Below are 24,620 nucleotides of genomic sequence, written 5' to 3'. Positions count from 1 at the left end.
GCAAAGAGAACACATGACGCAACGCAAAGGCATCATCCTGGCCGGTGGCTCGGGCACCCGGCTGCACCCCGCGACCCTCGCGCTCAGCAAGCAGCTGCTGCCGGTGTACGACAAGCCGATGATCTACTACCCGCTGAGCACCTTGATGCTGGGCGGCATGCGCGACATCCTGATCATCAGTACGCCGCAGGACACGCCGCGATTCCAGCAACTGCTGGGGGATGGGAGCCAGTGGGGCATCAACCTGCAGTACGCGGTGCAGCCCAGTCCTGACGGGCTTGCGCAGGCGTTCATCATTGGCGACAAGTTCGTGGGCAACGATCCCAGCGCGCTGGTGCTGGGGGACAACATCTTCTATGGGCACGACTTCGTGCATCTGCTGTCCGATGCAGACACGAAGACCTCCGGAGCCACGGTGTTCGCGTACCACGTTCAGGACCCGGAGCGCTACGGCGTGGTGGCCTTCGACGCCAAGGGCAAGGCCAGCAGCATCGAAGAGAAGCCGCTGAAGCCGAAGAGCAGCTATGCGGTGACGGGGCTGTACTTCTACGACAACCATGTGGTGGATATCGCCAAGGCCGTCAAACCCAGTGCACGCGGGGAGTTGGAGATCACCGCGGTGAACCAAGCCTATCTCGACCGCGACCAGTTGAACGTGCAGATCATGCAGCGCGGCTATGCATGGCTGGACACGGGCACGCACGACAGCCTGCTGGAAGCGGGGCAGTTCATTGCAACGCTGGAGCATCGGCAAGGGCTGAAGATTGCCTGCCCGGAAGAGATCGCATGGCGCAACGGGTTCATTGACACTGCCCAGCTCGAGAAGCTCGCCGCACCGCTCGAGAAGAGCGGGTATGGCAAATACCTGAGGCACCTGTTGACGGACAAGGTGCGTTCGTGAGCGGTCATGAGTTGATGACCAAGGAGTCAACCCACACAATCACGGTCATCATTCCCACCTTCAACCGGCGGGTGCAGCTGCAGAAGGCAATTGAAAGCGTCCTGCAGGAGCGCCGTGTGCCGGTGCTGGTGCACGTGTTCGACAACGCCTCGACGGACGAAACCGAAGCATACGTGTTTTCTCTCATGGTGCAGGACCCACGCGTACGCTACCTGAGGCGGCCCGAGAATATCGGCTCTACCGGCAACTACCAGGACGCGCTGGCGCACGTTTCGACGGCCTATTTCGTACCCTTGGCGGACGACGACTGGCTGTTGCCCGATTTTCTGCACGACGCGTATCAGATCCTCGAGACACGTGCCGAGGTGGGTGCCGCGGTGTTCGTGACCGAGGTGCGAGATGCCGAGGGCGTCCTGCACGGCACGTATCCCTCGCCGCTCGACCAGTTTCGCTTCGGATTGCTGCAACCGCGCGAGCACCTCGCGGAGTGGCTGCGCCACGGCCACTATGTATGGACTTCCATACTGTGGCGCCAGGAGACCCTAGCGTGCCTAGGCGCGCCTTACCTGTGCACGGGCTTGCCAAGCGACGTCGACTTCCAGGCCCAGATCTTTTGCGAGTATCCGGTCTACCTGCGCAATCAGCCCGGTGCCGTTTTCTTCGCGCATGCCGACCAGGCCAGCCGAGGGTTCAATGCCTCGCACATCACTTCGTGGCATTCGGTGTTCGAGCGGCTGGATCGCGAGATCGCGCGCAAAGGTCTCTTTTCGCCTGAAGAGTATCTGGCGCTTCGCGCGATCGCCGAAAAGCGTTACAAGGGCGCCTGGAGCGCGCCGACCGGCGTCAGCCTGCCGGACCGGGAAAAAGTCATTGCGGCCCAGGTCGCCGGGTTTCGCCTCGGTGACTGGAAGACGGCGTTTTCGTTGATCGAGGGCGTCAAGGTGCAGCCACGAAGTGTGGGACGCGAAGTGTTCAGGCTTCCGCTCGTCGGTCGCATGGCGACTGCGTCAGTGGCTGGCACCGCCGCCGACGCCGACGAGTTGCTGGACCACGTCGTCGGGTGGATGAAGCAGGCGAGCGAAGCCATCGCGCAACTGGAAAAGGATGCTGATCGACTGGAGCAGGAGAAGGACGAGCAGCGCGTTCAACTGTCGGCGGAAATCGATCGGCTCGCGTGGCAGCGCAACGAAGTGGCACTCGAGTTGTCGATCTGCAGGCGCAGCGAGGCGGATGCGCTGGCACGTGCCGACACATCGGAGCGCCAATTCCTGGAATTGGCGCAAAAGGTGCAGCGATGGCGTAGCCATCCATTGGTAAAAATGGCGACGAAGCTTGGCCTTCGTCGATTCTTTCGATGAACAGCGTTGTTTGCGGGGCCTGTCGCGTATGAAAGCAGTCATTCTGGCGGGCGGCCTGGGGACGCGCATTTCCGAAGAGACGCATCTCAAGCCGAAGCCCATGATCGAGATCGGTGCCAAGCCCATGCTGTGGCACATCATGAAGCTGTACTCGGCCTACGGCATCCACGACTTCATCATCTGTTGCGGCTACAAGGGCTACGTCATCAAGGAGTACTTCGCCAACTACTTCCTGCACATGTCCGACGTGACCTTCGACATGCGCAGCAACGAAATGCACGTTCACCAGCGCAATGCCGAACCCTGGAAGGTCACGCTCGTCGACACCGGCGACGAGACCATGACAGGTGGACGCCTGAAGCGCGTCGGCGAATACCTCAAGAACGAAGAGGCGTTTTGCTTCACCTATGGCGATGGCGTGGCCGATCTGCGAATCGACAAGCTGATCGACTTTCATCGAGCGCATGGGCGCCTGGCGACGGTTACCGCTGTGCAACCTGCCGGGCGCTACGGCGCGCTCGAACGCGATGGTGATGCCGTGCGGGGCTTCATCGAGAAGCCGCGCGGCGATGGCGGCTGGATCAATGGTGGTTTTTTCGTTCTGTCGCCCCGATGCCTCGACTACATCGAAGGCGATCAGACCAGTTGGGAGGGGCTGCCGCTGGCCAAGATATCCGGGGACGGGCAGTTGATGGCATTCGAACACGCCGGCTTCTGGCAGCCGATGGATACGCTGCGCGACAAGACCTATCTGGAGCAACTCTGGGCCAGCAATTCGGCGCCGTGGAAGGCGTGGTCGTGAATCGCTTGTCTTGGCAGGGCCGCCGCGTCTTGGTGACGGGGCATACCGGCTTCAAGGGAAGTTGGCTGGCGATGTGGCTGCATGCGCTCGGTGCCGAAGTCCACGGCTTCTCGCTGCCGCCGCCAACGCCGACCAACCTGTTCACGCAGGCACGCGTCGCCGATCTGCTGCAGGGCCATGCGATTGCGGACGTGCGCGACGGCCAAGCGCTCAAACATGCCGTTCGCGAGGCGATGCCGGAGATCGTTTTTCATCTGGCCGCGCAGCCCCTGGTTCGGTACTCCTACCAGGAACCGGCCGAGACCTATGCCACCAACGTGATGGGCACCGTCAACCTGCTGGAGGCTGTTCGCGCCTGCGAGGGCGTGCGCGCGGTCGTGAATGTCACGACCGACAAGTGCTACGACAACCGCGAGTGGCTGTGGGGCTACCGGGAAAGCGAAGCGCTTGGCGGGGCCGACCCCTATTCGAGCAGCAAGGCGTGCGCCGAGCTGGTAACGGCCGCCTACCGGGCTTCCTTCCTCGCGCAGGCCGGTGTGGCGGTCGCCACGGCACGGGCCGGCAACGTGATCGGCGGCGGCGACTGGGCCGACGATCGACTCGTTCCCGATTTCTTCCGCGCTCTCCAGGCACAAAGAGCGCTCGATGTGCGTTATGCCGGTGCCACCCGACCCTGGCAGCACGTGCTGGAGCCGCTCTCGGGTTATCTGATGCTGGCCGAGCGGCTCGTCAAGGGCGACGCGCTGGCGGCCTCCGCCTGGAACTTCGGCCCCGCGGACGAGGACGCGATCCCCGTGCGCCAACTCTTGGACCGCCTGGTCGGCAAGGTGCCAGGCACGCAGTGGCGGGAAACGCATGCCAAGACCGTGCACGAGGCCGGCTACCTCAAGCTCGACAGCAGCAGGGCACGCAGCGAACTGGGATGGCACCCCCGCTGGAGGCTCGACGAGGCGCTTGACAGGATCGTCGAATGGGATCGCGCCTGGCGTGCGGGTGAAGACATGCAGGTGGTCAGCCTGGGGCAGATCGCGGCGCACGAACGCGGGGCAACGCATGCCGAGGTTTGACGTCACCGCCACCCGCCTCGGCGGGCTCAAGCTGATACAGCGGCACAAGCTGGAGGACTCGCGCGGGTTCTTCAGCCGCTTCTTCTGTGCCGAGGAACTGGCCTCTGCGGGGTTTTCGCAGCCGGTCGCCCAGATGAATCACACCTTGACGCACCGGCGCGGCTCAGTGCGCGGGCTGCATTTCCAGTACCCGCCGCATGCCGAAGACAAGCTGGTCAGTTGCCTGCGCGGCAAGGTCTTCGACGTTGCCGTCGATCTGCGCAGGGATTCGCCGACCTTCCTGGCCTGGCACGCCGAAGAATTGAGCGCCGAGAACGCGCGCAGCCTGTTCATCCCCAAGGGATTCGCACACGGCTTCCAGACACTCGCCGACGACACCGAATTGCTGTATTTACATACCACTCCCTACGTGCAAGGCGCCGAAGGCGGGCTGAACCCCGCAGACACCGCGCTTGCCATCGCCTGGCCGCTCGCGTTCGCAGACCTGTCCGCACGCGATGCCGCGCACCCTTTCATCCCTTCCGACTTTCGCGGTGTCTGACATGAAGTGCCGCCATTGCCACGCAGAACTGTCGCTGCAACTCATGGACCTGGGCTCATCCCCGCCTTCGAATGCCTACCTGGGCGCCGCGCAACTCGCAGCACCGGAAAAGTGGTATCCGTTGCGCGTGCTCGCCTGTTCCCAATGCTGGCTCGTCCAGACCGAGGACTACGCGCACTACGCGGAGCTCTTCTCCAGCGACTACGCCTACTTCAGTTCGTATTCGACGAGTTGGCTCGCGCACAGCAAGCGCTACGTCGATGAGGTCGTGCGGCGTTTTGCACTGTCACCAGCATCGCACGTGGTCGAGGTGGCTGCCAACGACGGCTACCTGCTCCAATATGTGCAGCAGGCCGGTATCCCCTGCACAGGCATCGAACCGACGGCCGGCACGGCACGCGCTGCGCGCGAGAAGGGCCTGAGCGTGGTCGAGGCGTTCTTCGGCGTGGCACTGGCCCGGCAACTGGTTGCCGAGGGTAAGGCCGCGGACCTAATCGCCGCCAACAATGTGCTGGCCCACGTGCCGGACATCAACGACTTTGTGGCCGGCTTTGCTGAGCTGCTGAAGCCGCATGGGGTGGCCACCTTCGAGTTTCCACACCTGATGCGGCTGGTGGCCGACTGTCAGTTCGACACCATCTATCACGAGCATTTTTCCTACCTGTCCCTGAGCGCGGTGCATCGGCTGTTCGAGGCCAATGGCTTGTGCGTCTTCGATGTCGAGGAGCTCGCCACGCATGGCGGCAGCCTGCGGGTCTTCGCGCAACGTCGCGACACGGGTGAGCGTGCGGTCGAGGCAACCGTGGCGCGCCTGCTGGCCGTCGAATTGGATGCCGGACTGACGACCCCGGCCTACTACGAAGGCTTCCAGTCGCGGGCCGACGACGTGCGCGACGGCATCGTCACCTTCCTGATCGAGGCCCGCAGGGCCGGCAAGCGCGTCGGTGCCTATGGCGCCGCGGCCAAGGGCAACACCTTGCTCAACTACGCCGGCATTCGGCCCGGCCTGCTGCCCTGGGTTGTCGACAGGAATCCCGCCAAGCAGGGCCAGTACATGCCCGGCAGCCGCATTCCGATCGTGGACGAGGCGCGCCTTCAGCGCGAAAAGCCCGACTACGTGCTGATCCTTCCTTGGAACCTCAAGGCGGAAGTGATGAGCCAGCTGGCCTACATCCGCGAGTGGGGTGGGCAGTTCGTCTGCGCCGTGCCCGGCCTGGAAGTCCTATGAAGGTCGCAGTCACCGGTGCCAGCGGTTTCATCGGCCGGCACGTGGTTCGCCGGTTGTCCTTGCTGCCCGGCGTCCACGTCGTCGCCGTGTCGAGGCGGGGCGCGGGCGCCTGGCTTCCAGAGGGCGTCGCGCATGTGGCGGCTGACATGAGCGCGGCTTCCGAAGGCGCCTTCGAATGGCTTGGACGGCCCGATGCGCTTATTCATCTGGCGTGGAGCGGCCTGCCGAACTACCAATCGCGGCATCATTTCGACACGCACCTGGGCGAGCAGTACCGGTTTCTCGAACAGCTCGTGAAGGCCGGGCTGTCGACGCTGGTGTGTGCCGGCACCTGCTTCGAATACGGCATGCAATCCGGCGAGCTCGACGAATCGCTTCCGACGGATCCTCGCAACCCCTACGGCTTCGCGAAGGATGCATTGCGTCGGGAGCTCGAGTTCCTGGCCGCGGACAGCCAGGTTCGCCTGACGTGGGCGCGGCTGTTCTACATGTACGGCGAAGGGCAGGCGCCGGGCGCGTTGTACACCCAGTTCATGGCGGCCGCCGGGCGTGGCGATGCCGAGTTCCGGATGTCTGGCGGCGAGCAATTGCGCGATTTCCTGCCCGTGGCCGACGTGGCGCAGCACCTCGTGGCCCTGGCCCTCGGCCACGCGGCGCACGGGATCGTCAATGTCTGCTCGGGCCGGCCCACCTCGGTGCGCTCGCTCGTCGAGGGCTGGCGCGATTCCCTTGGCTCGCCGATCGAGCTCGCCCTGGGACACTTTCCCTATCCGAGTTACGAGCCGATGGCGTTCTGGGGCAGCAATGCCAAACTGATTCGACTGACGCGGGAGGTGGCCGATGCATCGTGAACTCTTGCGCATCGAGGGGCTGCCTGTCCTGCAGAACCGCGTGTTCGACAGCGTCGAGGAGGGCATCGGCTCGGCCCGGGGCGACATGGTCCTGGTGTGGGACGAGGTCACGGGGCTTGTTTTCAACGAGGCATTCGACCCGGCGCTGCTGACCTATGACGCCGATTACCAAAACGAGCAGGCATGCTCGTCGGTCTTCCGAGAGCACCTGGACGCCGTGCTGAGCATCATCAGGCGTCACTTTCAGACGCCGTCGCTGATCGAGGTTGGCTGCGGCAAGGGCTACTTTCTGAACCACCTGCGCGAAGCCGGCTACGAAGCGACCGGCATCGACCCCGCCTTCGAGGGTGAGAGCCCGCATGTCGTTGCCGCTCCCTTCTCGCGAGCACTCGGGCTGTCCGCGGACACCATCGTGCTTCGCCACGTGCTCGAGCACATTCCGCAACCCTTCGAATTCCTGAAGGAGATCGCCGACGCCAATGGGGGGCAGGGCAAGATCTACATCGAGGTGCCGTGCTTCGACTGGATCTGCCGGCACGGTGCCTGGTTCGACATCTTCTACGAGCACGTCAACTACTTTCGCGCGACGGACTTCGAGAGGATGTTCGAATGCGTCCATGAGGCGGGACACGTGTTCGGCGGCCAGTATCTCTATGTCGTCGCAGACCTCGCATCGTTGCGGCAGGCTGTAGCGCCGCCGCGCGAGTCGATCGCGTTGGCGGCCGACTTCATGGCCGGTGTCGAACAGAGCAAGGCCCTTGCGCTCGCCGATTCCGGGCCCATGGCGATCTGGGGCGCCTCTTCCAAGGGCGTCATCTTTTCGCACCACCTTCGCGCCGCAGGCGTGAAATTCGACGTGGCGATCGACATCAACCCGGTCAAGCAAGGCAAGTACATGGCCGGCACGGGGCTGGCCATCGTCTCTCCCGATCGCGCGCTCGAGTCGCTGCCGCCGGGCGCGCACGTGTTCGTGATGAACTCCAATTATTTCGAAGAGATCGTGGCACAGTCCCGCGGCAGATTTCGACTCGTAAAGGTAGACAAAAAATGACGTTTGACGATGAAGTGGCCGCGCGCGTTGCGGCCAACGAAACCAATTCGACCTTGCAGGCGGACGCCAAGGCGCTGATCGGCTCCTCCATCCGCGCAGGCTATTCCTACAACTTCTCCTGGATGGGGCGCCCCATCATCCAGTATCCGCAGGACATCTTGGCGATGCAGGAGCTCATCTGGCGTGTGCAGCCTGACCTGATCATCGAGACGGGCATCGCGCACGGCGGCTCGCTGATCTTCTCCGCGGCGATGCTGGAGCTGAATGCGGCGTGCGGCGGCCCGGCCGATGCACGGGTGCTGGGCATCGACATCGACATCCGTTCCCACAATCGCAAGGCCATCGAGGCGCATCCCATGATGAAGCGCATTTCCATGATCGAAGGCTCGAGCATCGCGCAGGACGTGATCGACAAGGTCAAGGCAGCGGCCTCCGACAAGCGGTCCGTCTTGGTCTGCCTTGACAGCAACCACACCCATGCCCACGTGCTCGATGAGCTGCGCGCCTACGCGCCGCTGGTGAGCGTCGGCAGCTACTGCGTCGTGTTCGACACCATCGTGGAAGATCTGCCCGACAGCCTGTTTCCCGACCGTCCATGGGGACCCGGCGACAATCCGAAGACAGCGGTTCACGAATTCCTCAAAACGCATGCGCATGCGTTTGAGATCGACCGGGCCATCGACAACAAGCTTCTCGTCAGCGTGGCCCCGGACGGCTACCTTCGCCGCGTGGCCTGACCCATTTGAGTTTTGGACAAATCATGAAAGCAACACCGACCGCCATACCCGACGTGCTGGTGATCGAGCCCAAGGTCTTCGGTGACGCGCGCGGCTTCTTCTTCGAGAGTTTCAACGGCAAGGCCTTCGACGAGGCCGTCGGGAAGCACGTCGAGTTCGTCCAGGACAACCATTCGCGCTCGGCCAAGGGCGTGCTGCGCGGTCTTCACTATCAGATCCAGCAGCCGCAGGGCAAGCTGGTGCGTGTCGTGCGCGGGGCGGTGTTCGATGTCGCCGTCGACATCCGCAAGTCGTCTCCGACCTTCGGGCGCTGGGTGGGCGTGGAGTTAACGGACGAAAACCACAAGCAGCTCTGGGTGCCTGCCGGCTTTGCCCATGCGTTCCTGGTGTTGAGCGACACGGCCGAGTTTCTCTACAAGACCACCGATTACTACGCGCCGGCGTACGAGCGCTGCATCGCGTGGAACGATCCGACCTTGAACATCGTCTGGCCCGACATGTCCCCTCAACTGTCCGCCAAGGATGCCGCCGGGGTTTCGCTGGACAAGGCCGATCTGTTCCCATGACTGCGTTTGAGCAAACGATGAGCCTGGGCGATGCACGATCGGGTCGCGCCACTGCGGGCCGCCGGGTCATCGCGGTCGACCTCGACGGAACGCTGATTCGATCTGACCTGCTGGTCGAGAGCGTCTTCCTGATGCTGCGCTACCAGCCCCTGCTGTTCCTGAAGGCGCTGTTCTGGCTGTTGAAGGGAAAAGCCTATTTCAAGCGGCGCGTCGCCGACGTGGCAACGCCGGTCATCGCCACGCTTCCCTTCAACAAGCCTCTGGTGGCCTGGCTCGAGAGCCAGAAAGCCCTGGGCGACGTGCACCTGGTGCTCGCAACGGCTTCCGACGCGCGGCTTGCACGCCAGGTGGCCGACCATCTGGGCATCTTCGACGAGGTGCTCGGCACCGAGGCGAAGAACCTTGCTTCTGCACACAAGCGGGATGCCCTGGTTTCCCGCTACGGCGAACAGCGCTTCGAATATGTCGGCAATTCGACCGCCGACCTGGACGTCTGGCGTTCCGCGAACGTCGCCCACGTGGTGAACCCCGAGTTCAATGTGTTGGCGCGCGCGCGCCGTCTCGGACGTTTGGGCGAGGTGTTCGACGATCGCGTGGGATACCTGCGTGTGTTGCGCAAGGCGCTGCGGCTGCACCAATGGGCCAAGAACCTTCTCGTGTTCGTGCCATTGCTGGCAACGCACAAGTTGAGCCACTGGCAACTGCTGGGCGATTGCGCGCTCGCGTTCCTGTGCTTCGGTGCCTGTGCCTCCAGCGTGTACCTGCTGAACGATCTGCTCGACCTCAAGGACGACCGCAGGCACCGCACGAAGTGCAATCGGCCGCTGGCGGCCGGGACATTTCCGGTCTTCCACGCCATGGTCTGGATGCCCGCGCTGCTGGTGTTCGCGTTTGGTGCGTCGCTGCTGTGGCTGCCAGCGAGATTCGCGGTGGTTCTCGGGGTGTACTACCTCCTGACGCTGGCGTATTCGCTCTGGATCAAGCGCGTGGTCATGCTCGACGTGGTCACGCTGGCGATGCTGTACACGGTGCGCGTTGTCGCCGGCGCCGCCGCGATCGTCGCGCCGTTGACGTTCTGGATCCTGGCGTTCTGCATTTTCATGTTTCTGAGCCTGGCCTTCGTCAAGCGGTACACCGAACTCTATGAAGCCAGGGAGCAAGGGCGGGACGACGCCGCACCGGGGCGAGGCTACGAGGTCCAGGATTTCGAGCTTCTGGCGTCCCTGGGCGGGTCGTCGGGGTATCTGTCGGTGCTCGTGCTAGCCCTCTACATCAACGACGTGGCCTCGCTGCACCTGTATGGACACCCGAAGGTGCTGTGGGTGGCGTGCCCGTTGCTGTTGTTCTGGTTGAGCCGGGTCTGGTTGATCGCGCACCGGGGGCGCATGAATGACGATCCGATCGTCTTCGCACTGCGTGACCGTGTCAGCCGCTGGATCGGCATTGCGTTCGCCGCCACTTTTGTTGCAGCCGCATTTTGAACTCGTCCGCACGCCTGTCGTGGGGGCGGTATCCCCACCACCCGCAAACGGCACACGCCGTTCATTGGCCGTCCGAGGTCGAAGGCGCTGCCGGATCCGCGCTGGCGCAAGGCAGTGGTGGCACGCTCGCGTTCGGCATGGGGCGCAGCTACGGCGACTCCTGTATGGCAGCGTCCGACCATGTCGTGGCGATGGCAGGCATGGACCGCGTGATCGCAGCGGACTGGGAAACCGGCGTGGTCGTCGCACAAGCCGGCCTCACCCTGGGAGCGCTCATCGACATCGCGCTGCCTCGGGGCTGGTTCCTGCCGGTCACACCGGGAACCAAGTTCGTCACGCTCGGCGGCGCCGTGGCCAACGACGTGCACGGCAAGAATCACCATGTGATGGGCACCTTCGGTTGCCACGTCAGGCGGCTGGCGCTGTTCAGGACGCAGGACGGGGTGGTGGACTGCTCGCCGCAGGACAACGCCGAGCTGTTCCGTGCGAGCGTCGGGGGGTTGGGCCTGACCGGCATCGTGCTGTCGGTTGAAATCCAGCTGCGTCGCGTGCCCTCTGCCTACATGGCGCAGCGCTCGATCAAGTTCGGTGGATTGGGCGAGTTTTTCGACCTGTCCGAGCAGCTCGATGCGCAGCACGAATATGCCGTGGCCTGGGTCGACTGCCTCGCCACCGGCCGGCAGGCGGGGCGAGGGCACTACATCGTGGGCAATCATGCACAGGAAGGTGGCTTGCAGGTCTCTTCCGCGAAGCCCAAGAGCATGCCGGTCGATCCTCCTGTGTCGCTGGTCAATGCGGCCAGCCTGCGGATCTTCAACACGCTCTACTACCACCGGCAGCAAGCCAGGCAGGTCCACGCGACGGTCGGCTATGACCCGTTCTTCTATCCGCTCGACAAGCTGCTGCACTGGAACCGGATGTATGGGCGCGCCGGGTTTCAGCAATACCAGTGCGTTGTGCCATTCGCCAGTTCGCGGGACGCGATTCGTGCGGTGCTCGCAGAGATCGCGCGCAGCGGCAGCGGCTCTTTCCTCGCGGTGCTCAAGCGGTGCGGCGATGTTCCGTCGCCCGGACTTCTGTCCTTCCCATTGCCGGGCGTCTCGCTGGCGCTCGACTTTGCGCAGCGCGACATTGCCAACGCACGGTTGTTCGCCAAGCTCGATGCATTGATTCACGAGGCCGGAGGACGCCTCTACCCGGCGAAGGACGCGCACATGAACGCGGTGCATTTTCAGCAAGCCTACCCGGCTTGGCCCCAAGTCGAAGCGCTTCGCGACCCGCATCTGAAATCGCGGTTCTGGAACCGCGTAACTCCCTGAGACCCATTCCATGTCAACAAGAAAAAAGATCCTCATCGTTGGTGCGACCTCCGGTATCGCCGAGGCCGTGGCGCGGCAATATGCCGCCGAAGGCTGCACCTTTGCGCTTGTGGCGCGCGCACAGGACAAACTCGAGGTCGTCGCAAGCGACCTGAGCGCCCGCGGCGCCACGGGGATGTGCAGCTATGTGTGGGACGCGGCCGAGCCAAAGCAGTTTCCCGATGTCGTCGAGCGCGCATGGCGCGACCTCGGCGAGGTCGACGTGGCGCTGATTGCCCACGGCACGCTGCCCGATCAGGCGCGTGCGGCAGTAGACCTCGACTATGCCATCGAGCAGTTCCGTACCAACGGCGAAAGCGCGATCGTCTGCATGCTCGCGCTGGCGCCTCGGTTCGAAGCGCAAGGAAGGGGCACGCTGGCGGTGATCGGCTCCGTAGCCGGAGATCGCGGCCGGCCGAGCAACTTTCTTTATGGCGCCGCAAAGAGCAGCGTGGAGGCTTTTGCTTCCGGCATGCGGGGAAGGCTTTTCAAGCGCGGCGTCAACCTGTTGCTGATCAAGCCGGGCTTCGTTGCCACGCCCATGACGGCCGGGCTCGATCTGCCCAAGAAGCTGACCGCGACACCGGAGCGCGTGGCCCGGACGATCGTCGATGCGGTGAGCGCAAGGAAGGCCGTCATCTATGTGCCCTGGTTCTGGCAAATCATCATGACGATCATCAAGATGATTCCGACATTCATTTTCAAGAAACTTGGGCTGTAAGGGTGAGGGATAACCTGATGAGTGAGTCAGTTCGAGGCAATTCTGCGGCCCGTGTCGAATGGCGATATTGGTGGATCGTATTTTTTGCCGTTTTTGCGATCGTCCTGGCAACTGCGGCTGGCTTCGTCTTCGGCCCCTACAGACTGGAGGTGGGCGATTTTGCGGCCAATGCGCTGAACATCATCCGCGCCAAGAGTTTCCATGAGATCTACGGGAACTACTCGAGATGGCAGTTCAACCATCCGGGCCCGTTCTTCTTCTATGTGTATGCCTTCGGCGAGATGGTTCTGGTCGACCTCTTGCACTTCGTTCCCTCGCCGCATCAGGCGCACGTGTTCTTCGGCATCGCTCTCCAGAGCGGATTCATTGCGAGTTCGGTCGCCATTTCATTGTTTCTGGTGCGCGACAAGAGAATTCTTCTCGCATGGATTCTGGTGGCGTGCCTGGGCGCGGGCATTGGCTACATCGCGGTATCGAGCATCTGGGCGCCGCATGTGCTGTTCGGCCCGTATCTGCTGCTTCTGATTTCCTCGGCGGCGCTGAGCTTGGGCTGGTTCCGCTTCCTGCCCGTGTGCGTCTTCTGTGTCTGCGTCCTGTGCCACGGGCACATCGCGCAGCCGGTGCTCACGTTTCCGGTTTTTCTTGCTGCAATCCTGAGCTTTGCATGGGCGGCGAAGGCGCGGCAGGTGATCGATCCTGCGTGGACTTCCGGCCGCAAGCGCATAGGGGTTTTTGCTGCCTCGTTCGTGATCATGGGCATCTTCCTGATTCCTATCATCATCGACCTGACCCGTTGCCCGGATTGCAACGCGGTGCGAGTCCTGACGTACATGAAGTCGAACCATGGTCAGACGCCCAAATTCAACCAGGCGATGAACTACGTCGCTTCCTTTTTCATCTTCGACAGAAAGCCGGAGTGGCTGGACACTGCCCGAGACGTGAAGCTGGGCAGCCTCAAGGTTCTTTTCGAACTGCTCATGGTGGCCGCCGCACTTGTGCTTCCGACGAAGTGGCTGCTGAACCTGAAGACCTCGAGGGTCGAACTGCAGCGCTTGGCCCTGTTCTGCATTCTGGCCTTGGCGTTCTCGACGCTGTGGGCGCTTCGGATCACGGGGCCTCTCTACGAATTCAATTCCTTCTTCGTGTACTCGATCGTCGGCCTGCTGGGATTGCTGGTCGTCTACTGCCTCATCGCGCGGCTGCCTCGCCCAGTGTTGCTGGTTTTTTCGCTTCTCTGGATCGCGGCCGCCTTTTTCATCGTGCCGCGGTACAACGCGAACTTCGAGGTTTTCAGCAAGCACTCGACGATACTGGGTGGCAGCGAGCCGTTTCATTTTGAAAAGCCCGGCAGCCGGATCGCTATCAACCAGATCGACGGACAGGATTGGGGCATCAATACCGGCCTGGCCGTGCGCTTGACCCGATCAAACGTTCCCTACTTCGTCCCGAACGACTGGACCTATGTCTTCGGCTGGGGAACCGGCTACACCGAAGAGCTCTTGAGAAACAAGAACAACTCGATGGAAATCTGGACCGCGAAGGTGGACCATCTTCCTCCCGAGTTCACCGAGAGCGACTATTGCCGGATCCATGACGATTCGCCGATCCTGGACACCCGCGGCGAGATCGAAAAATTCAATCCGCTGAAAGCGAAATGCGAAATCGTTGCTGCACCGTCCGCGCGTCCCGGCAAGCCGGACGAATGGGAATGGTTGTCCGCCAACATGATCGCGTTGCAATTCAAGTCAAAGAGCGCGTCGAAGCCAGTCGACCTGAGCTTTGAGGTCTTTCCTTATCTGGGCAACGGAAAGATCAAGTCGCAGCACGTGGGTGTGCTTGTCAATGGCGAGGAGATCGGCGGCGAGGAAGTTTCAGGTCAGGGCGTCGTGCACGTGAGCGTCGCCCCGACGCTGTGGAACAGATCTCCCATCACGACGGTCGTGCTGAAGCTCGATGGAAAGCAGTCTCCCAAAGAGTTGGGTCTTTCCGGCGACGACCGGCGTCTCTCCATCGGATTGCTCGGCGTTGGCGTTCGCTACGCGCAATAGCATGTGTCTCATTTTGTTTGTTAGGGCTTCGGTATGAAAATAATTCTTCCTGGAGGGGCTGGTCTCGTCGGGCAAAACTTGGTTGCCCGCCTGAATCGCGAAAAATTCACGCAGATCGTCGTGCTGGACAAGCACCGTCCCAACCTCGAGGTGCTGGCGCGAGCGCATCCCGACGTGGTTGCGGAATACGCGGATGTTTCCAAGCGCGGCGACTGGCTTGCGCATTTCGAAGGTGCCGACGTGGTAGTCATGCTGCAAGCGCAGATCGGCGGCATCGACTACCAGGAATTCGTGGACAACAACGTGACTTCCACGGAACTCATCCTCGAAGCCGTCAAGAAGAACAAGGTGCCCCAGTTGGTCCATATCAGCTCATCGGTGGTGGAGTCCGTGGCCGACGATTTCTATACCCGCAGCAAGAAGGACCAGGAGCGTATGGTCCTGGACAGCGGCATCGAATGCCCGATCCTGCGACCGACCCTGATGTTCGGCTGGTTCGATCGAAAGCATCTCGGATGGCTGTCGCGTTTCATGGCGAAGGTGCCCGTGTTTCCCGTGCCGGGAAACGGTAAGTTCATGCGCCAGCCGCTGTACGTCGGCGACTTCTGCAACGTGATCATCAGTTGCATCGAAAACACCGTCCGCACCGGGATCTTCAACATCACCGGGCATCAGCAGGTCGACTACATCGACATCATTCGCGAGATCAAGCGCGCCACGAAGGCGAAGGCTCGGATCGTCAAGATTCCCTATGACTTGTTCTACGGCTTGCTGTGGACTTGGTCGTTGTTCGATCGCAATCCGCCGTTCACCACACAGCAGCTCCAGGCCCTGGTGGCGCGCGACGAGTTCGAGGTGATCGACTGGCCCGGAATCTTCGGTGTGCGCAGCACGCCGTTCAATGAGGCTGTCGAGGAGACGTTCAATCATCCGGTCTACAGCAAGATCGCACTGGAGTTCTGACGTGGCGGAATCGAACCTTGTCGCTCCGGGCTCGCCGCACGGGCAACGCATCGCCGTTCTGGGAGCCGGCCCTATGGGTCTGGCTGTCGCCTACCAACTGGCCCTCGACGGGCATCGGCCCGTCGTGTTCGAAGCCGACGACCGCGTGGGCGGAATGACCGCGGCCTTTGATTTCGGCGGGCTGCAGATCGAGCGCTACTACCATTTTCATTGCACCTCGGACACGGCCTTTTTCCAGATGCTCGAAGAACTCGGCCTCTCCTCGAAGATGTACTGGGTGGCCACGAAGATGGGCTACTGGTACCAGAACCGTCTTCAGCCATGGGGAAATCCGATGGCCTTGCTGACGTTCAAAGGCTTGGGGTTGGTCGCCAAGTTCCGCTACGGCCTGCACGCTTTTCTTTCAACCAAGCGAAACGACTGGAAGCCGCTCGACCACGTCGAGGCCACCGGCTGGATCAAGCGATGGGTCGGTGCCGAAGCCTACGAGGTGCTGTGGAAGCGTCTGTTCGACTACAAGTTCTACGAGCACAGCTCCAACCTGTCGGCCGCGTGGATCTGGAGCCGCATTCGCCGCATCGGGCGTTCCCGCTACAGCCTGTTCAAGGAAAAGCTCGGCTACCTGGACGGCGGATCGCAAACGTTGCTGGATGCGCTGAAGGCGGCGATCGAGGCCAAGGGCGGCGAGGTCCGTCTCGCGTCTCCGGCCTCCAAGGTGGTGATCGAAGATGGCGCCGTGAAGGGGGTGCAAACGGCGGCGGGGATGGAGGTCTTCGACAAGATCGTCAGCACCGTTCCCTTGCCCTATGTGCCGCGCCTGATGCCGGGGCTGCCGGCGCAGACGTTGCAAGCTTTTGCCGCACTGAAGAACATCGCCGTGGTCTGCGTCATCGCCAAGCTGCGCAAGCCCCTGACCGAGAATTTCTGGCTAAACATTAACGACCCCGAGATGGACATTCCGGGGTTGGTGGAGTACAGCAATTTGCGACCCCTGGACCCTCATGTCTTGTACGTTCCGTTTTACATGCCGGGTGAGCATCCGAAGTTCCAGGATGCGGACGAAGTCTTCCTGGCCAAGGTTCGCCGGTACTGCATGAAGATCAATCCGGCGCTGACGGAAGACGACTTCATCGACATGCGCGCCAGCCGCTACCGTTACGCGCAGCCGATCTGTGACCCGGGCTATCTGGATCGCCTTCCGCCTGCCGCCTTGCCGGTACAGGGTTTGTGGGTGGCGGATACGTCGTACTACTACCCCGAAGACCGAGGCATCTCGGAGAGCATCGGATTCGGACGCGAACTGGCGAAGTCGGCCGCGGCCGCGCAAACCCGATGAATAGCGCGTTGCTGACGCCGCAGTTCCTCCGGTTTCTTATGGCAGGCGGCATTGCCGCCGCCGCAAACTATGGGTCGCGCTTCCTGTTCAGTCTTTGGCTGGGCTACGGCACGGCCATTGTCCTGGCCTACCTGGTGGGGATGGTGGTCGCCTTCGTGCTGATGCGCCAGCATGTGTTTGACGCAAAGAAGAGCGCGCTCGGCCCGCAGATCATGAAGTTCGTCGGCGTGAATGTGCTCGCTGTGCTGCAGACGCTGGCTATCAGCCTCGTTCTTGCCCGCTGGGTGTTTCCGAAGCTGGGCATCGTCGAGCATGCCGAGGCCGTGGCGCACCTGGTCGGTGTTCTCGTGCCGGTCGTCACGAGCTACTTCGGCCATCGGATGCTGACGTTCAAGTAGCCTTGCCGGATCCGGCCGCCTGCAGCATTCGCTGCAGCGTTTCCTCCAGCGGCGGACTGAGCAGCGTGACGCCGTGCGTTGCAAAAAGTGCCTGCAGCTTCGTCGCACTGCCGCAAAGCCGATGCACCTCATTGGCCCGGACGAACGCGGGGTTCACCTCGATGCGCGGCGAATATCCCGTGAGGCGCGCAAAGGTGTCGATGACGAAACGCAAGGCGTAGGGCTGGCCGGAGCAGATGTTGTAGGTTTCGCCGGGCTCGCCGTGCGAAAGCAGCAGCAGGTACGCGTCGCAGACCATTCGCACATCGTTGAACTCGCGCTCCACGTCCAGGTTGCCCAGCGCGATGGAAGGCTCGCGGGCCGCGAAATGCATCGCAAGCTTGGGAATCAGGAAATGGTCGTCCTGGCCGGGCCCCGTGTAGTTGAACGGGCGCGTGATCACGAGATCCAGCCGGTCGGCATACGTTCGCGCCATGTACTCCATGGCGAGCTTGCTCATGCCGTAGTGGTTGACGGGTGCCGGTGCGTGCGTCTCGCCAATGGGCGACTCGGCCGTGTTGCCGTAAATGTTGGCGCTGCTGGCTAGCAGCACGCGCCGCGGGCGAACCGGTAGCTGCACCAGCGCGTTGAGCAGGTTGGTCGTGCCGATCACGTTGACGGCATAGAACGCTTCGTCATGGGCATGGCCAACGAAACTGATCGCGGCAAGATGCACGACGGCATCCGGCGCGGTGTTCAGGACTTCGTCGCGCAGGGCGTCTGCGTTCGTCAGGTTGGCCTGCAGTGCGACCACGGTGTGGCCCGCCGCGGTTGCATGCTCGGCAAACAGGCGACCGGTGAACCCTTCCGCCCCGGTCAGCAGGATCTTCAAAACGAGAAGCCTTGTGCGTTGCGCCGCAGATCGGCCTCGACCATCATCTGGCACAGTTGCTCCAGCGTGGTGGTTGGTGCCCAGCCCAGCTTGGCCTTGGCCTTGGCGGGGTCGCCGATGAGCAGCTCGACTTCCGCCGGTCGGTAGAACTTGGGATTCACGCGCATCACGGTCTTGCCGGAGGCGGTGTCGACCGCGATCTCGGATTCCGCGGCGCCCTTGAACTCGACATCGATGCCCGCGCCCTTGAACGCGAGCGTGACGAAGTCGCGCACGGTCTCGGTGCGGTTGGTGGCCAGCACGAAGGTGTCGGGTTCGTCGGCCTGCAGCATGCGCCACATGCCTTCGACGTATTCTTTGGCAAAGCCCCAGTCGCGCTTGGCGTCGAGGTTGCCGAGCTCAAGCACGTCGAGCTTGCCGAGCTTGATCTTGGCGACGCTGTCGGTGATCTTGCGCGTGACGAACTCGCGGCCGCGCAGCGGGCTCTCGTGATTGAACAGGATACCGCTGGCGCCGAAGATGTCGTAGCTCTCGCGGTAGTTGATCGTCATCCAGTGAGCGTAGAGCTTTGCCACGCCGTAGGGGCTGCGCGGATAGAACGGCGTGCTCTCGATCTGTGGAATGGCCTGAACCTTGCCGAACATCTCGGAGGTCGATGCCTGATAGAAACGAATCTTCGGGTTGACTAGGCGAATGGCCTCAAGCAGATGGAGTGCGCCGACGCCGGTGATCTGGGCGGTTGCGGCAGGCTGGTTGAAGCTCACGCCAACGAAGCTCTGTGCGGCGAGGTTGTAGATCTCGTCAGGATTCGCATCCTTGATCAGCGTGATCGAACTGCCCAAATCAGTCAGGTCGTATTCCACGAGGTGAAGGTCGGGATTGCCCTGAATGCCGAGCTCTTCGATGCGCCAGAAATTGACGGAGCTCGTGCGGCGATAGGTTCCATAGACCACGTAGCCCTTGGCCAGCAGCAATTCCGCCAGGTAGGCACCGTCCTGGCCTGTGATACCTGTTACAACAGCGCGCTTTTTCATCGAAGTCCTCTTTCCTTTTCTAACTGAATGACTGAGTGGCGCATGAGCAGCCTGGGCGGCATTTCCTGAATGCTGACGCAAGGTCTGCGCAATGCACCTCGGGTTGAAATCAATTGGACCGCGATGGCACGGTCCGTGGGCAAGACGGGTCGAGAAGGGCCGCCTTGAATTGTTCTGCGCTCTGTTGCCAGGTCAGGAACGACATTGTCTCCGAGCGCGGATGCCGGCCCAACTTGAACAGTTCGAGCCACTGCATAACGGCTGCCGCAATGTCTTCGCCTTTCGTGCCATCGAAGTAAAACGCGTGGCCTGCCGCGACCTCCCTGAAGACGGGCAAATCCCTCGCGAGAATCGGCAGCTTGTGCATCGCGGCTTCGATCAACGGCAGTCCAAAGCCCTCGCCCTCGGAGGCCAGGATCAGGCAAGCGCTGTCGTCGTAGAGCCGCTCCAGGTATTCGTCGCTGATCCCTTCGAGCCAGAACAGCCGCCGGCCCCGCTGCGGATGCTGCTGCAGCCGTTCGACGACCTCTTCGACCATCCAGCCCTTCTTGCCCGCGATCACGAGGTTGACGTCGATGCCGTTGCGCCAGAGTTGCTCGAACGCGTCGAGCGTTTGCGCATGTCCCTTGCGGGGCTCGACCGTGCCGACCATCAGGAAGGCCGGCGCTGCCGCGATCTGGGCCAGCGTCGACTTGGCCGCGAGCGGCAGGCCGCTCGTCGGCAACGAGTACGAAATATCCGCCCCCAGGTGGAACGCCCGTACCTTCAGGCCCGCCGCGATGCGTTCGGGCGCGTGCTCGCAAGCCCATGCCGTGAACTCGTCCGCGACGGCATTGGAAATTGCGAGAACACCATCGCTCTGGGCAACGACCTTCAACCAGCGCTCGTGCACCGACTTGGCGTCCTGGAAGAATCGGTGGCTCAACAAGACAGGCAACAGGTCGTACACGACGAATTCGACGCGGACACCCTGCTGCCTCAGCGCCTTGTAGAAGTCGGCCTGCTCCGGAACGATATGTGGCTGCAGGTCCAAGCCCACAAAAACGTCGCCGTCGCGCGCATCGATGGGCGCGTCATCAAGGCCCTGGGTCGAGCAGCCGAGAAAACGCAGCGAGAATTTCCGTGCGTAGTTGTATCCCGGCTCGCCCTTCAGGGCGTAGACCGGCTCGATCCGATAGCCCTCGGGCGGACTGTCGAACAGCGAGCGGAGCAATGACCTCACCAACCGTTGAATGCCGCTTTGCCAGTCGCGTTGCACGAGTTCCGACACATCGACGAAGAGTTGGCGCTTCGCAGCCGGCATCGGCAGGGCGCGCGCAATGCCCTGCGCAGCTTCGGCCAAGCCGTCGTCGGACAACGAAGTGTCCGCTGCAATCGACTTGATCAGCCCCGAGCGCGCGTATTGCGCGCGCGATGCGAACAACTCGATCGCCTCGGCATACTGTTGGGCGCAATCGGCTGGCGCATGCGTCGTGCTGATCAGTTCCTTGCCTTTCTCTCCGAGAGCACGCGCCGTGGCAGGCGATTGACGCAAGTCTTCCAATGCCTTGATTAGTGCTTCGTCGCTGAACTCTTCGGGCAGCATCACGACCGCATCGGACGGCAGGTACGCCATCGATCCATTGGCGTTGACCACCGTGGCAACACCCCGACCCAAGGCATCCAGGACGGCGGCCGAGGTTTCGCCGCGCGAAAGTGTTCGCAGTTGAACCGCGACATCCGTCGAACTCAAGTAGCGCTGGAATGTTTCGGAGTCAACCCAGCCGGTGATGCTCACTTGTGCGGCTCGGTCGCGACGGGCAACAACCTGCTCGAGCTGCTCCCCGTAGTGTCCCTTGTCGTTCTCTCCGACAAACACGAGCCGGCATTTGGGATCTGTGGCCAGGGACGATTGCAGCCATGCGTCGAGCAGGCGGTGGTTCAACTTGGTCGGCCCGAGCAGGCCAAATGCGCAAACCATGAACTGGTAGTCGTCCAGGCCCAATTCCTTGCGTGCGCGACGTCTTGCCTCGTCGATCGATTCGGGCATCACGCGCAGCAGGGGAATCAGTGTCCAGTTGTCCGTGCTCTTGCTGCCGAACCATTGCCTTGCAAGCTCCAGCGAGTAGGGCGAATGAACGATGACACCCGACGCGAGCCGCAGCACGTCGAAGTTGCACGGGTATTTGAAGATCACATCCGCTGTGTCTGCCGCCTTTGCACGCTCGGCAACGGCGCCATATCCGTGGGACTCGTAGAGTGCGCGTGTCCATGCAAACGCTTCGCCGCCGACGCTCTCTCTGTGTGCCTGGATTCCGCTCAGATAAAAATCATGCAGGACAACGGTCCCGGGAATCTCTTCCAGCAGCGAAAACATATGCTGGTGAAACTCGGAATTTCCGAAGTGATAGAGGACCCGATCGAAAGCGGATGCGTTGTTGCGGAACCATTCGACGCTGTGCAACGGAAACGATTCGCTCAGTTCGCGCTTGTCAATGGCCTGGAGGTCGGTCACCAGTTCGATGTCGTAGAACTTGGCAAGCTCTGGCAACAGCTCGGCGCTGTAGTTCGAGATGCCGCTGCGTTCGGGGGGCAATGGCGATACATATGCCAAACGAGGGCGCGTTGCACCGGCTGGAGTGCTGGCACCGGACTTCGCAGGGCGTGTCGAGTCGTGCAGTTGCTCGAAGGCCCGCAGCGCGCGCCGTCCCGACTCATCCCACGAGAACTTCTTGCTCTGCTGCTCGCCGTGCGCGAGCAGGGCGCGTCGGAAAGCGTCATCACTGAGCGCTTGCGACATCTTTGCTGCAATGGACTTGTCGTCTCGCGGATCGAACATCGCGTCTTCCCGCCCGATGACTTCGGGCAGGCTGGACGTATTGGCGCCGATCACGGGGGCACCGCACAACATCGCCTCGAGCGCCGGCAGGCCGAACCCTTCGTGCCACGATGGGAAAACGAACAGCGCGCATAGGTTGTAGAGATCGACCAGGTCTTCCTCTGGCACAAACCCTGTGACCGCCACATCTCCTTCGGCCAGCCCTTGCTGGCGGGCCAATGCCATCAACGCTTCGCGGTCCTCGGGGCGGGCCGAACACACCACCGCGAGTTGGTACTCAGAACGCAATTCGGGAGGGAGCAACGCGAACGCCCGGATCAGGCCATCAATGTTCTTGCGATGGTCGATGCCGCCTGTGTACATCACGAACGGCTTGTGAAGGCTGTACCGGGCACGCAATGCATGTGCGCGCTCGGGAGCAACGTCGAGCTTCCTGAAATGGTCGCCCGCGGCCGTGGACACATTGACGCAGCGTGCCGCATCCAAGTCCAGGTGAGAAAGGCCTTCCTGTCTCGACGACTCCGAAATGGCGAGCCAGAGGTTCGCCTTGCGCATCGCCTCCACCTTGCCCATGTACCAGTCGCGGATGACCGGGTTGTCGAGGTAGGGTTGCGGGTTGATCAGCGGGATGAGGTCGTAGAGCGTGACGGCCGTGGGTGTGCGCGCGAAGCGGCCCACGCTGGTGACCGTGGCATCGCCCAAGCCTTCGAACAGGCTCGACACATGCACCGCGTCGGGCTTAAGGCTGGCCAGGAATGCTTCGTAGAGTTTCTCGTCGGCAAGTACTTCGCTCGGCGCCCGGGCGCCGGCGCCCGATTGCGCGGCCGGGTACCAAACCTTGATGTTCGCCGGATCGATCAGCCCGTTGAAGGCGGCTCTGATGTCGTCCGCCGCTTCTGGGAAACGCCCATTCAATGCAAGCAGAAGCTCGTGCTTTCCTGCTTGCCGCGCCATCGACTGCGCCAGAGACAAGGAGTAGCGTCCGATGCCGCGATGTCTGTTGCCGGTGGATTGGGCGCCCTGAAGGTCAATGACGATCCGCATCAGGCATGCCCCGATCTTTGCTGGCTTTGACGCAGCTGCCGGTACACCAAGGCGGTGTCGGGAGACATGGACTGAGGTTTCTCCAATGGGCTATGCGATGCAGAAGGGGGTGGGGGCGCGAGCATCGTTTGCAGGCGCCGCCTCAGTGGCGGGACACAGCTCAAGGTGAGTATTGCCGCTCGCTTGAGCTGGGGATGGCGACCTACCGTAATCGCCACAACGCGAAGGACAGTCTTGATGCGACGCTTGAGGCCGCTGGTAATGCGGCCTTCCATCGCAGCGGAAGCCAGTCGCTGCAGCGGCGTAGTCGTCGCTAGTGATGCACGCGCCTCGGCATCGAGGGTTCGCTCATTTGCATGGGTGGCACTCGCTTCAGCAATGGTTGCCCGCGCCTCAGCCTTGACGGTGCGCATCGCAGCTTCGTGGGCCCGATTCTTTGCATCGTCGAGCGCCGAGCGTGCGCGATGGAGTTCGGTGCGAGATCTCAGTTCGAGTTGTACTCGTTCGGCACGCTCGGCTTCGAGTTGAGCCGCACACGCGCGCAATTCTTCCTTGTGGCGCGCGATGAGGCCGTTGCACCACGTTCCGGATTGGCCACTGAGTTCGGCGTAGTCGAACACGTTGGGCGGGATCTTCAGTGCTGGCAGCAGATCCGCATGTTCCACCGCCACGTAGAAGCGATTGAGCCCATCGAAGTAGGCGAATTGGTAGCCTGCGTCGACCAGAATACGTTCGGCGCCGTCGTAGCGGAGTTCAGTCGACATCGGCACGGTGGCCTCGATCACGATGATCCAGGGCCGCAGCGTCTTGCTGTCCCAACCTCGAAGCACCTCTTCCTCCAGTCCCTCGACGTCGATCTTCAGCCAATGCACGGGACAGCCGTCCAGCGATGCCAAGGCGGTCTTCATCGGCAGCATGGGCGTCGGTACTGTCTTGTATGCAAAGCCATGCTCGGTTCGATGGATGTCGGCATAGGCCTTCACACCCGTACTGAGGCCCGTATCCTCGATCACGTAAAGTTCAAGAATGCCCGCCGCGTCAGAAAGCGCAACCTGCAGGACGACCTCGTCGGGCCTGTCCTGCCTCAGCAATTCCGCATAGTGCGGAACAGGTTCGACATGCACGCCGCGCCACCCCTGCTCGTAGAAAGCCTTGCTGACGGAGTCCACCACGGGATGCTGGGCACCGATGTCGACGTAGACGCCCGCAGGCACGTGCTTCAGCGCCCGCCAGAGCATTACGTCCTCGAAGTTCTGTGCGTACGAAGTAAAAACCTTGGAACTGTTGTGTTGAGTCATGTGCGACTTGCGGCTGAGCCGATGGTCCTCCCAGGGAAATGCATGCTTTCGCGCATACCGCTATTTTACGAGGCGGAAACAGGTGATCATTAGCATGATGACCGCACTCGAATAAGACTCGCCATGATGAAGTTACGTTTATTAGCGA

At 62.1% G+C, this 24,620-nt stretch carries 21 protein-coding genes; 17 read left to right on the top strand and 4 right to left on the bottom strand.

Annotated features, from left to right (window positions below):
* Positions 1–13 precede the first annotated feature (13 nt).
* Genes rfbA through EJO71_RS09955 form a run of 17 tightly spaced genes read left to right on the top strand, consistent with a single transcriptional unit; the run spans position 14 to position 17,407 of the window.
* The gene (gene rfbA / locus EJO71_RS10035) at positions 14–901 is read left to right on the top strand and encodes a glucose-1-phosphate thymidylyltransferase RfbA (RefSeq protein ID WP_125948147.1); all 888 of its coding nucleotides are present in this window, start codon (positions 14–16) and stop codon (positions 899–901) included.
* On the top strand, positions 898–2,259 hold the full coding sequence (locus EJO71_RS10030; protein WP_125948148.1) for a glycosyltransferase family 2 protein: 1,362 nt from the start codon (positions 898–900) through the stop codon (positions 2,257–2,259). Before rfbA ends, EJO71_RS10030 begins: the two co-directional genes overlap by 4 nt.
* Positions 2,260–2,287: 28 nt before the next feature.
* Positions 2,288–3,061, top strand: coding sequence for a glucose-1-phosphate cytidylyltransferase (gene rfbF / locus EJO71_RS34740; protein WP_240651347.1), 774 nt, complete (start codon positions 2,288–2,290; stop codon positions 3,059–3,061).
* A complete protein-coding gene (gene rfbG / locus EJO71_RS10020) occupies positions 3,043–4,128 on the top strand; it encodes a CDP-glucose 4,6-dehydratase (RefSeq protein WP_240651315.1) in 1,086 nt (361 codons plus the stop codon). The genes rfbF and rfbG overlap by 19 nt, the downstream gene beginning before the upstream one ends.
* Entirely contained in the window at positions 4,115–4,669 is a 555-nt protein-coding gene (gene rfbC, locus EJO71_RS10015; protein WP_125948151.1) for a dTDP-4-dehydrorhamnose 3,5-epimerase, read from the top strand. Before rfbG ends, rfbC (EJO71_RS10015) begins: the two co-directional genes overlap by 14 nt.
* Position 4,670: 1 nt before the next feature.
* The gene (locus tag EJO71_RS10010; protein ID WP_125948625.1) at positions 4,671–5,897 is read left to right on the top strand and encodes a class I SAM-dependent methyltransferase; all 1,227 of its coding nucleotides are present in this window, start codon (positions 4,671–4,673) and stop codon (positions 5,895–5,897) included.
* Positions 5,894–6,748: an NAD(P)-dependent oxidoreductase gene (locus tag EJO71_RS10005; protein ID WP_125948152.1), complete on the top strand. Its 855-nt coding sequence runs from the start codon at positions 5,894–5,896 to the stop codon at positions 6,746–6,748. The genes EJO71_RS10010 and EJO71_RS10005 overlap by 4 nt, the downstream gene beginning before the upstream one ends.
* 40 nt (positions 6,749–6,788) lie before the next feature.
* Entirely contained in the window at positions 6,789–7,799 is a 1,011-nt protein-coding gene (locus EJO71_RS10000; protein WP_206169000.1) for a class I SAM-dependent methyltransferase, read from the top strand.
* Positions 7,796–8,536, top strand: a complete 741-nt coding sequence (locus tag EJO71_RS09995) for a cephalosporin hydroxylase family protein (RefSeq protein WP_125948154.1) — start codon at positions 7,796–7,798, stop codon at positions 8,534–8,536. Before EJO71_RS10000 ends, EJO71_RS09995 begins: the two co-directional genes overlap by 4 nt.
* Before the next feature lie 23 nt (positions 8,537–8,559).
* Positions 8,560–9,102, top strand: coding sequence for a dTDP-4-dehydrorhamnose 3,5-epimerase (gene rfbC / locus EJO71_RS09990; protein WP_125948155.1), 543 nt, complete (start codon positions 8,560–8,562; stop codon positions 9,100–9,102).
* A 17-nt stretch (positions 9,103–9,119) separates the two neighbouring features.
* Complete coding sequence (locus tag EJO71_RS09985; RefSeq protein WP_164546780.1) at positions 9,120–10,583, top strand: UbiA family prenyltransferase; 1,464 nt, start codon at positions 9,120–9,122, stop codon at positions 10,581–10,583.
* A complete protein-coding gene (locus tag EJO71_RS09980; protein ID WP_164546781.1) occupies positions 10,580–11,902 on the top strand; it encodes an FAD-binding oxidoreductase in 1,323 nt (440 codons plus the stop codon). The genes EJO71_RS09985 and EJO71_RS09980 overlap by 4 nt, the downstream gene beginning before the upstream one ends.
* 10 nt (positions 11,903–11,912) lie before the next feature.
* The gene (locus tag EJO71_RS09975; protein ID WP_125948157.1) at positions 11,913–12,662 is read left to right on the top strand and encodes an SDR family oxidoreductase; all 750 of its coding nucleotides are present in this window, start codon (positions 11,913–11,915) and stop codon (positions 12,660–12,662) included.
* A 17-nt stretch (positions 12,663–12,679) separates the two neighbouring features.
* Positions 12,680–14,710 carry a hypothetical protein gene (locus EJO71_RS09970; RefSeq protein ID WP_125948158.1) on the top strand — a complete coding sequence of 677 codons (2,031 nt, stop codon included), beginning with the start codon at positions 12,680–12,682 and terminating at the stop codon, positions 14,708–14,710.
* Between the two features lie 33 nt (positions 14,711–14,743).
* Entirely contained in the window at positions 14,744–15,673 is a 930-nt protein-coding gene (locus EJO71_RS09965) for an NAD-dependent epimerase/dehydratase family protein (protein ID WP_125948159.1), read from the top strand.
* A 1-nt stretch (position 15,674) separates the two neighbouring features.
* The gene (locus EJO71_RS09960) at positions 15,675–17,009 is read left to right on the top strand and encodes an NAD(P)/FAD-dependent oxidoreductase (RefSeq protein WP_125948160.1); all 1,335 of its coding nucleotides are present in this window, start codon (positions 15,675–15,677) and stop codon (positions 17,007–17,009) included.
* Positions 17,006–17,407: a GtrA family protein gene (locus EJO71_RS09955; protein WP_206169001.1), complete on the top strand. Its 402-nt coding sequence runs from the start codon at positions 17,006–17,008 to the stop codon at positions 17,405–17,407. The genes EJO71_RS09960 and EJO71_RS09955 overlap by 4 nt, the downstream gene beginning before the upstream one ends.
* Here EJO71_RS09955 and EJO71_RS09950 read toward each other — a convergent pair.
* The 4 genes from EJO71_RS09950 to EJO71_RS09935 all read right to left on the bottom strand — a co-directional run bounded on the left by EJO71_RS09950 (position 17,400) and on the right by EJO71_RS09935 (position 24,472).
* On the bottom strand, positions 17,400–18,278 hold the full coding sequence (locus tag EJO71_RS09950) for an NAD-dependent epimerase/dehydratase family protein (protein ID WP_125948161.1): 879 nt from the start codon (positions 18,276–18,278) through the stop codon (positions 17,400–17,402). The genes EJO71_RS09955 and EJO71_RS09950 overlap by 8 nt on opposite strands.
* Entirely contained in the window at positions 18,275–19,312 is a 1,038-nt protein-coding gene (gene gmd / locus EJO71_RS09945; protein WP_125948162.1) for a GDP-mannose 4,6-dehydratase, read from the bottom strand. The genes EJO71_RS09950 and gmd overlap by 4 nt, the downstream gene beginning before the upstream one ends.
* 109 nt (positions 19,313–19,421) lie before the next feature.
* Positions 19,422–23,174: a glycosyltransferase gene (locus EJO71_RS09940; protein ID WP_125948163.1), complete on the bottom strand. Its 3,753-nt coding sequence runs from the start codon at positions 23,172–23,174 to the stop codon at positions 19,422–19,424.
* Positions 23,174–24,472, bottom strand: a complete 1,299-nt coding sequence (locus tag EJO71_RS09935; RefSeq protein ID WP_125948164.1) for an FkbM family methyltransferase — start codon at positions 24,470–24,472, stop codon at positions 23,174–23,176. Before EJO71_RS09935 ends, EJO71_RS09940 begins: the two co-directional genes overlap by 1 nt.
* Positions 24,473–24,620 lie beyond the last annotated feature (148 nt).

It is taken from the genome of Variovorax sp. 679 (genome assembly GCF_003952185.1).
Taxonomy (GTDB): domain Bacteria; phylum Pseudomonadota; class Gammaproteobacteria; order Burkholderiales; family Burkholderiaceae_C; genus Variovorax.
Note: the sequence above shows the minus strand (reverse complement) of the source record. Positions and strands in the feature narration are given on the sequence as shown.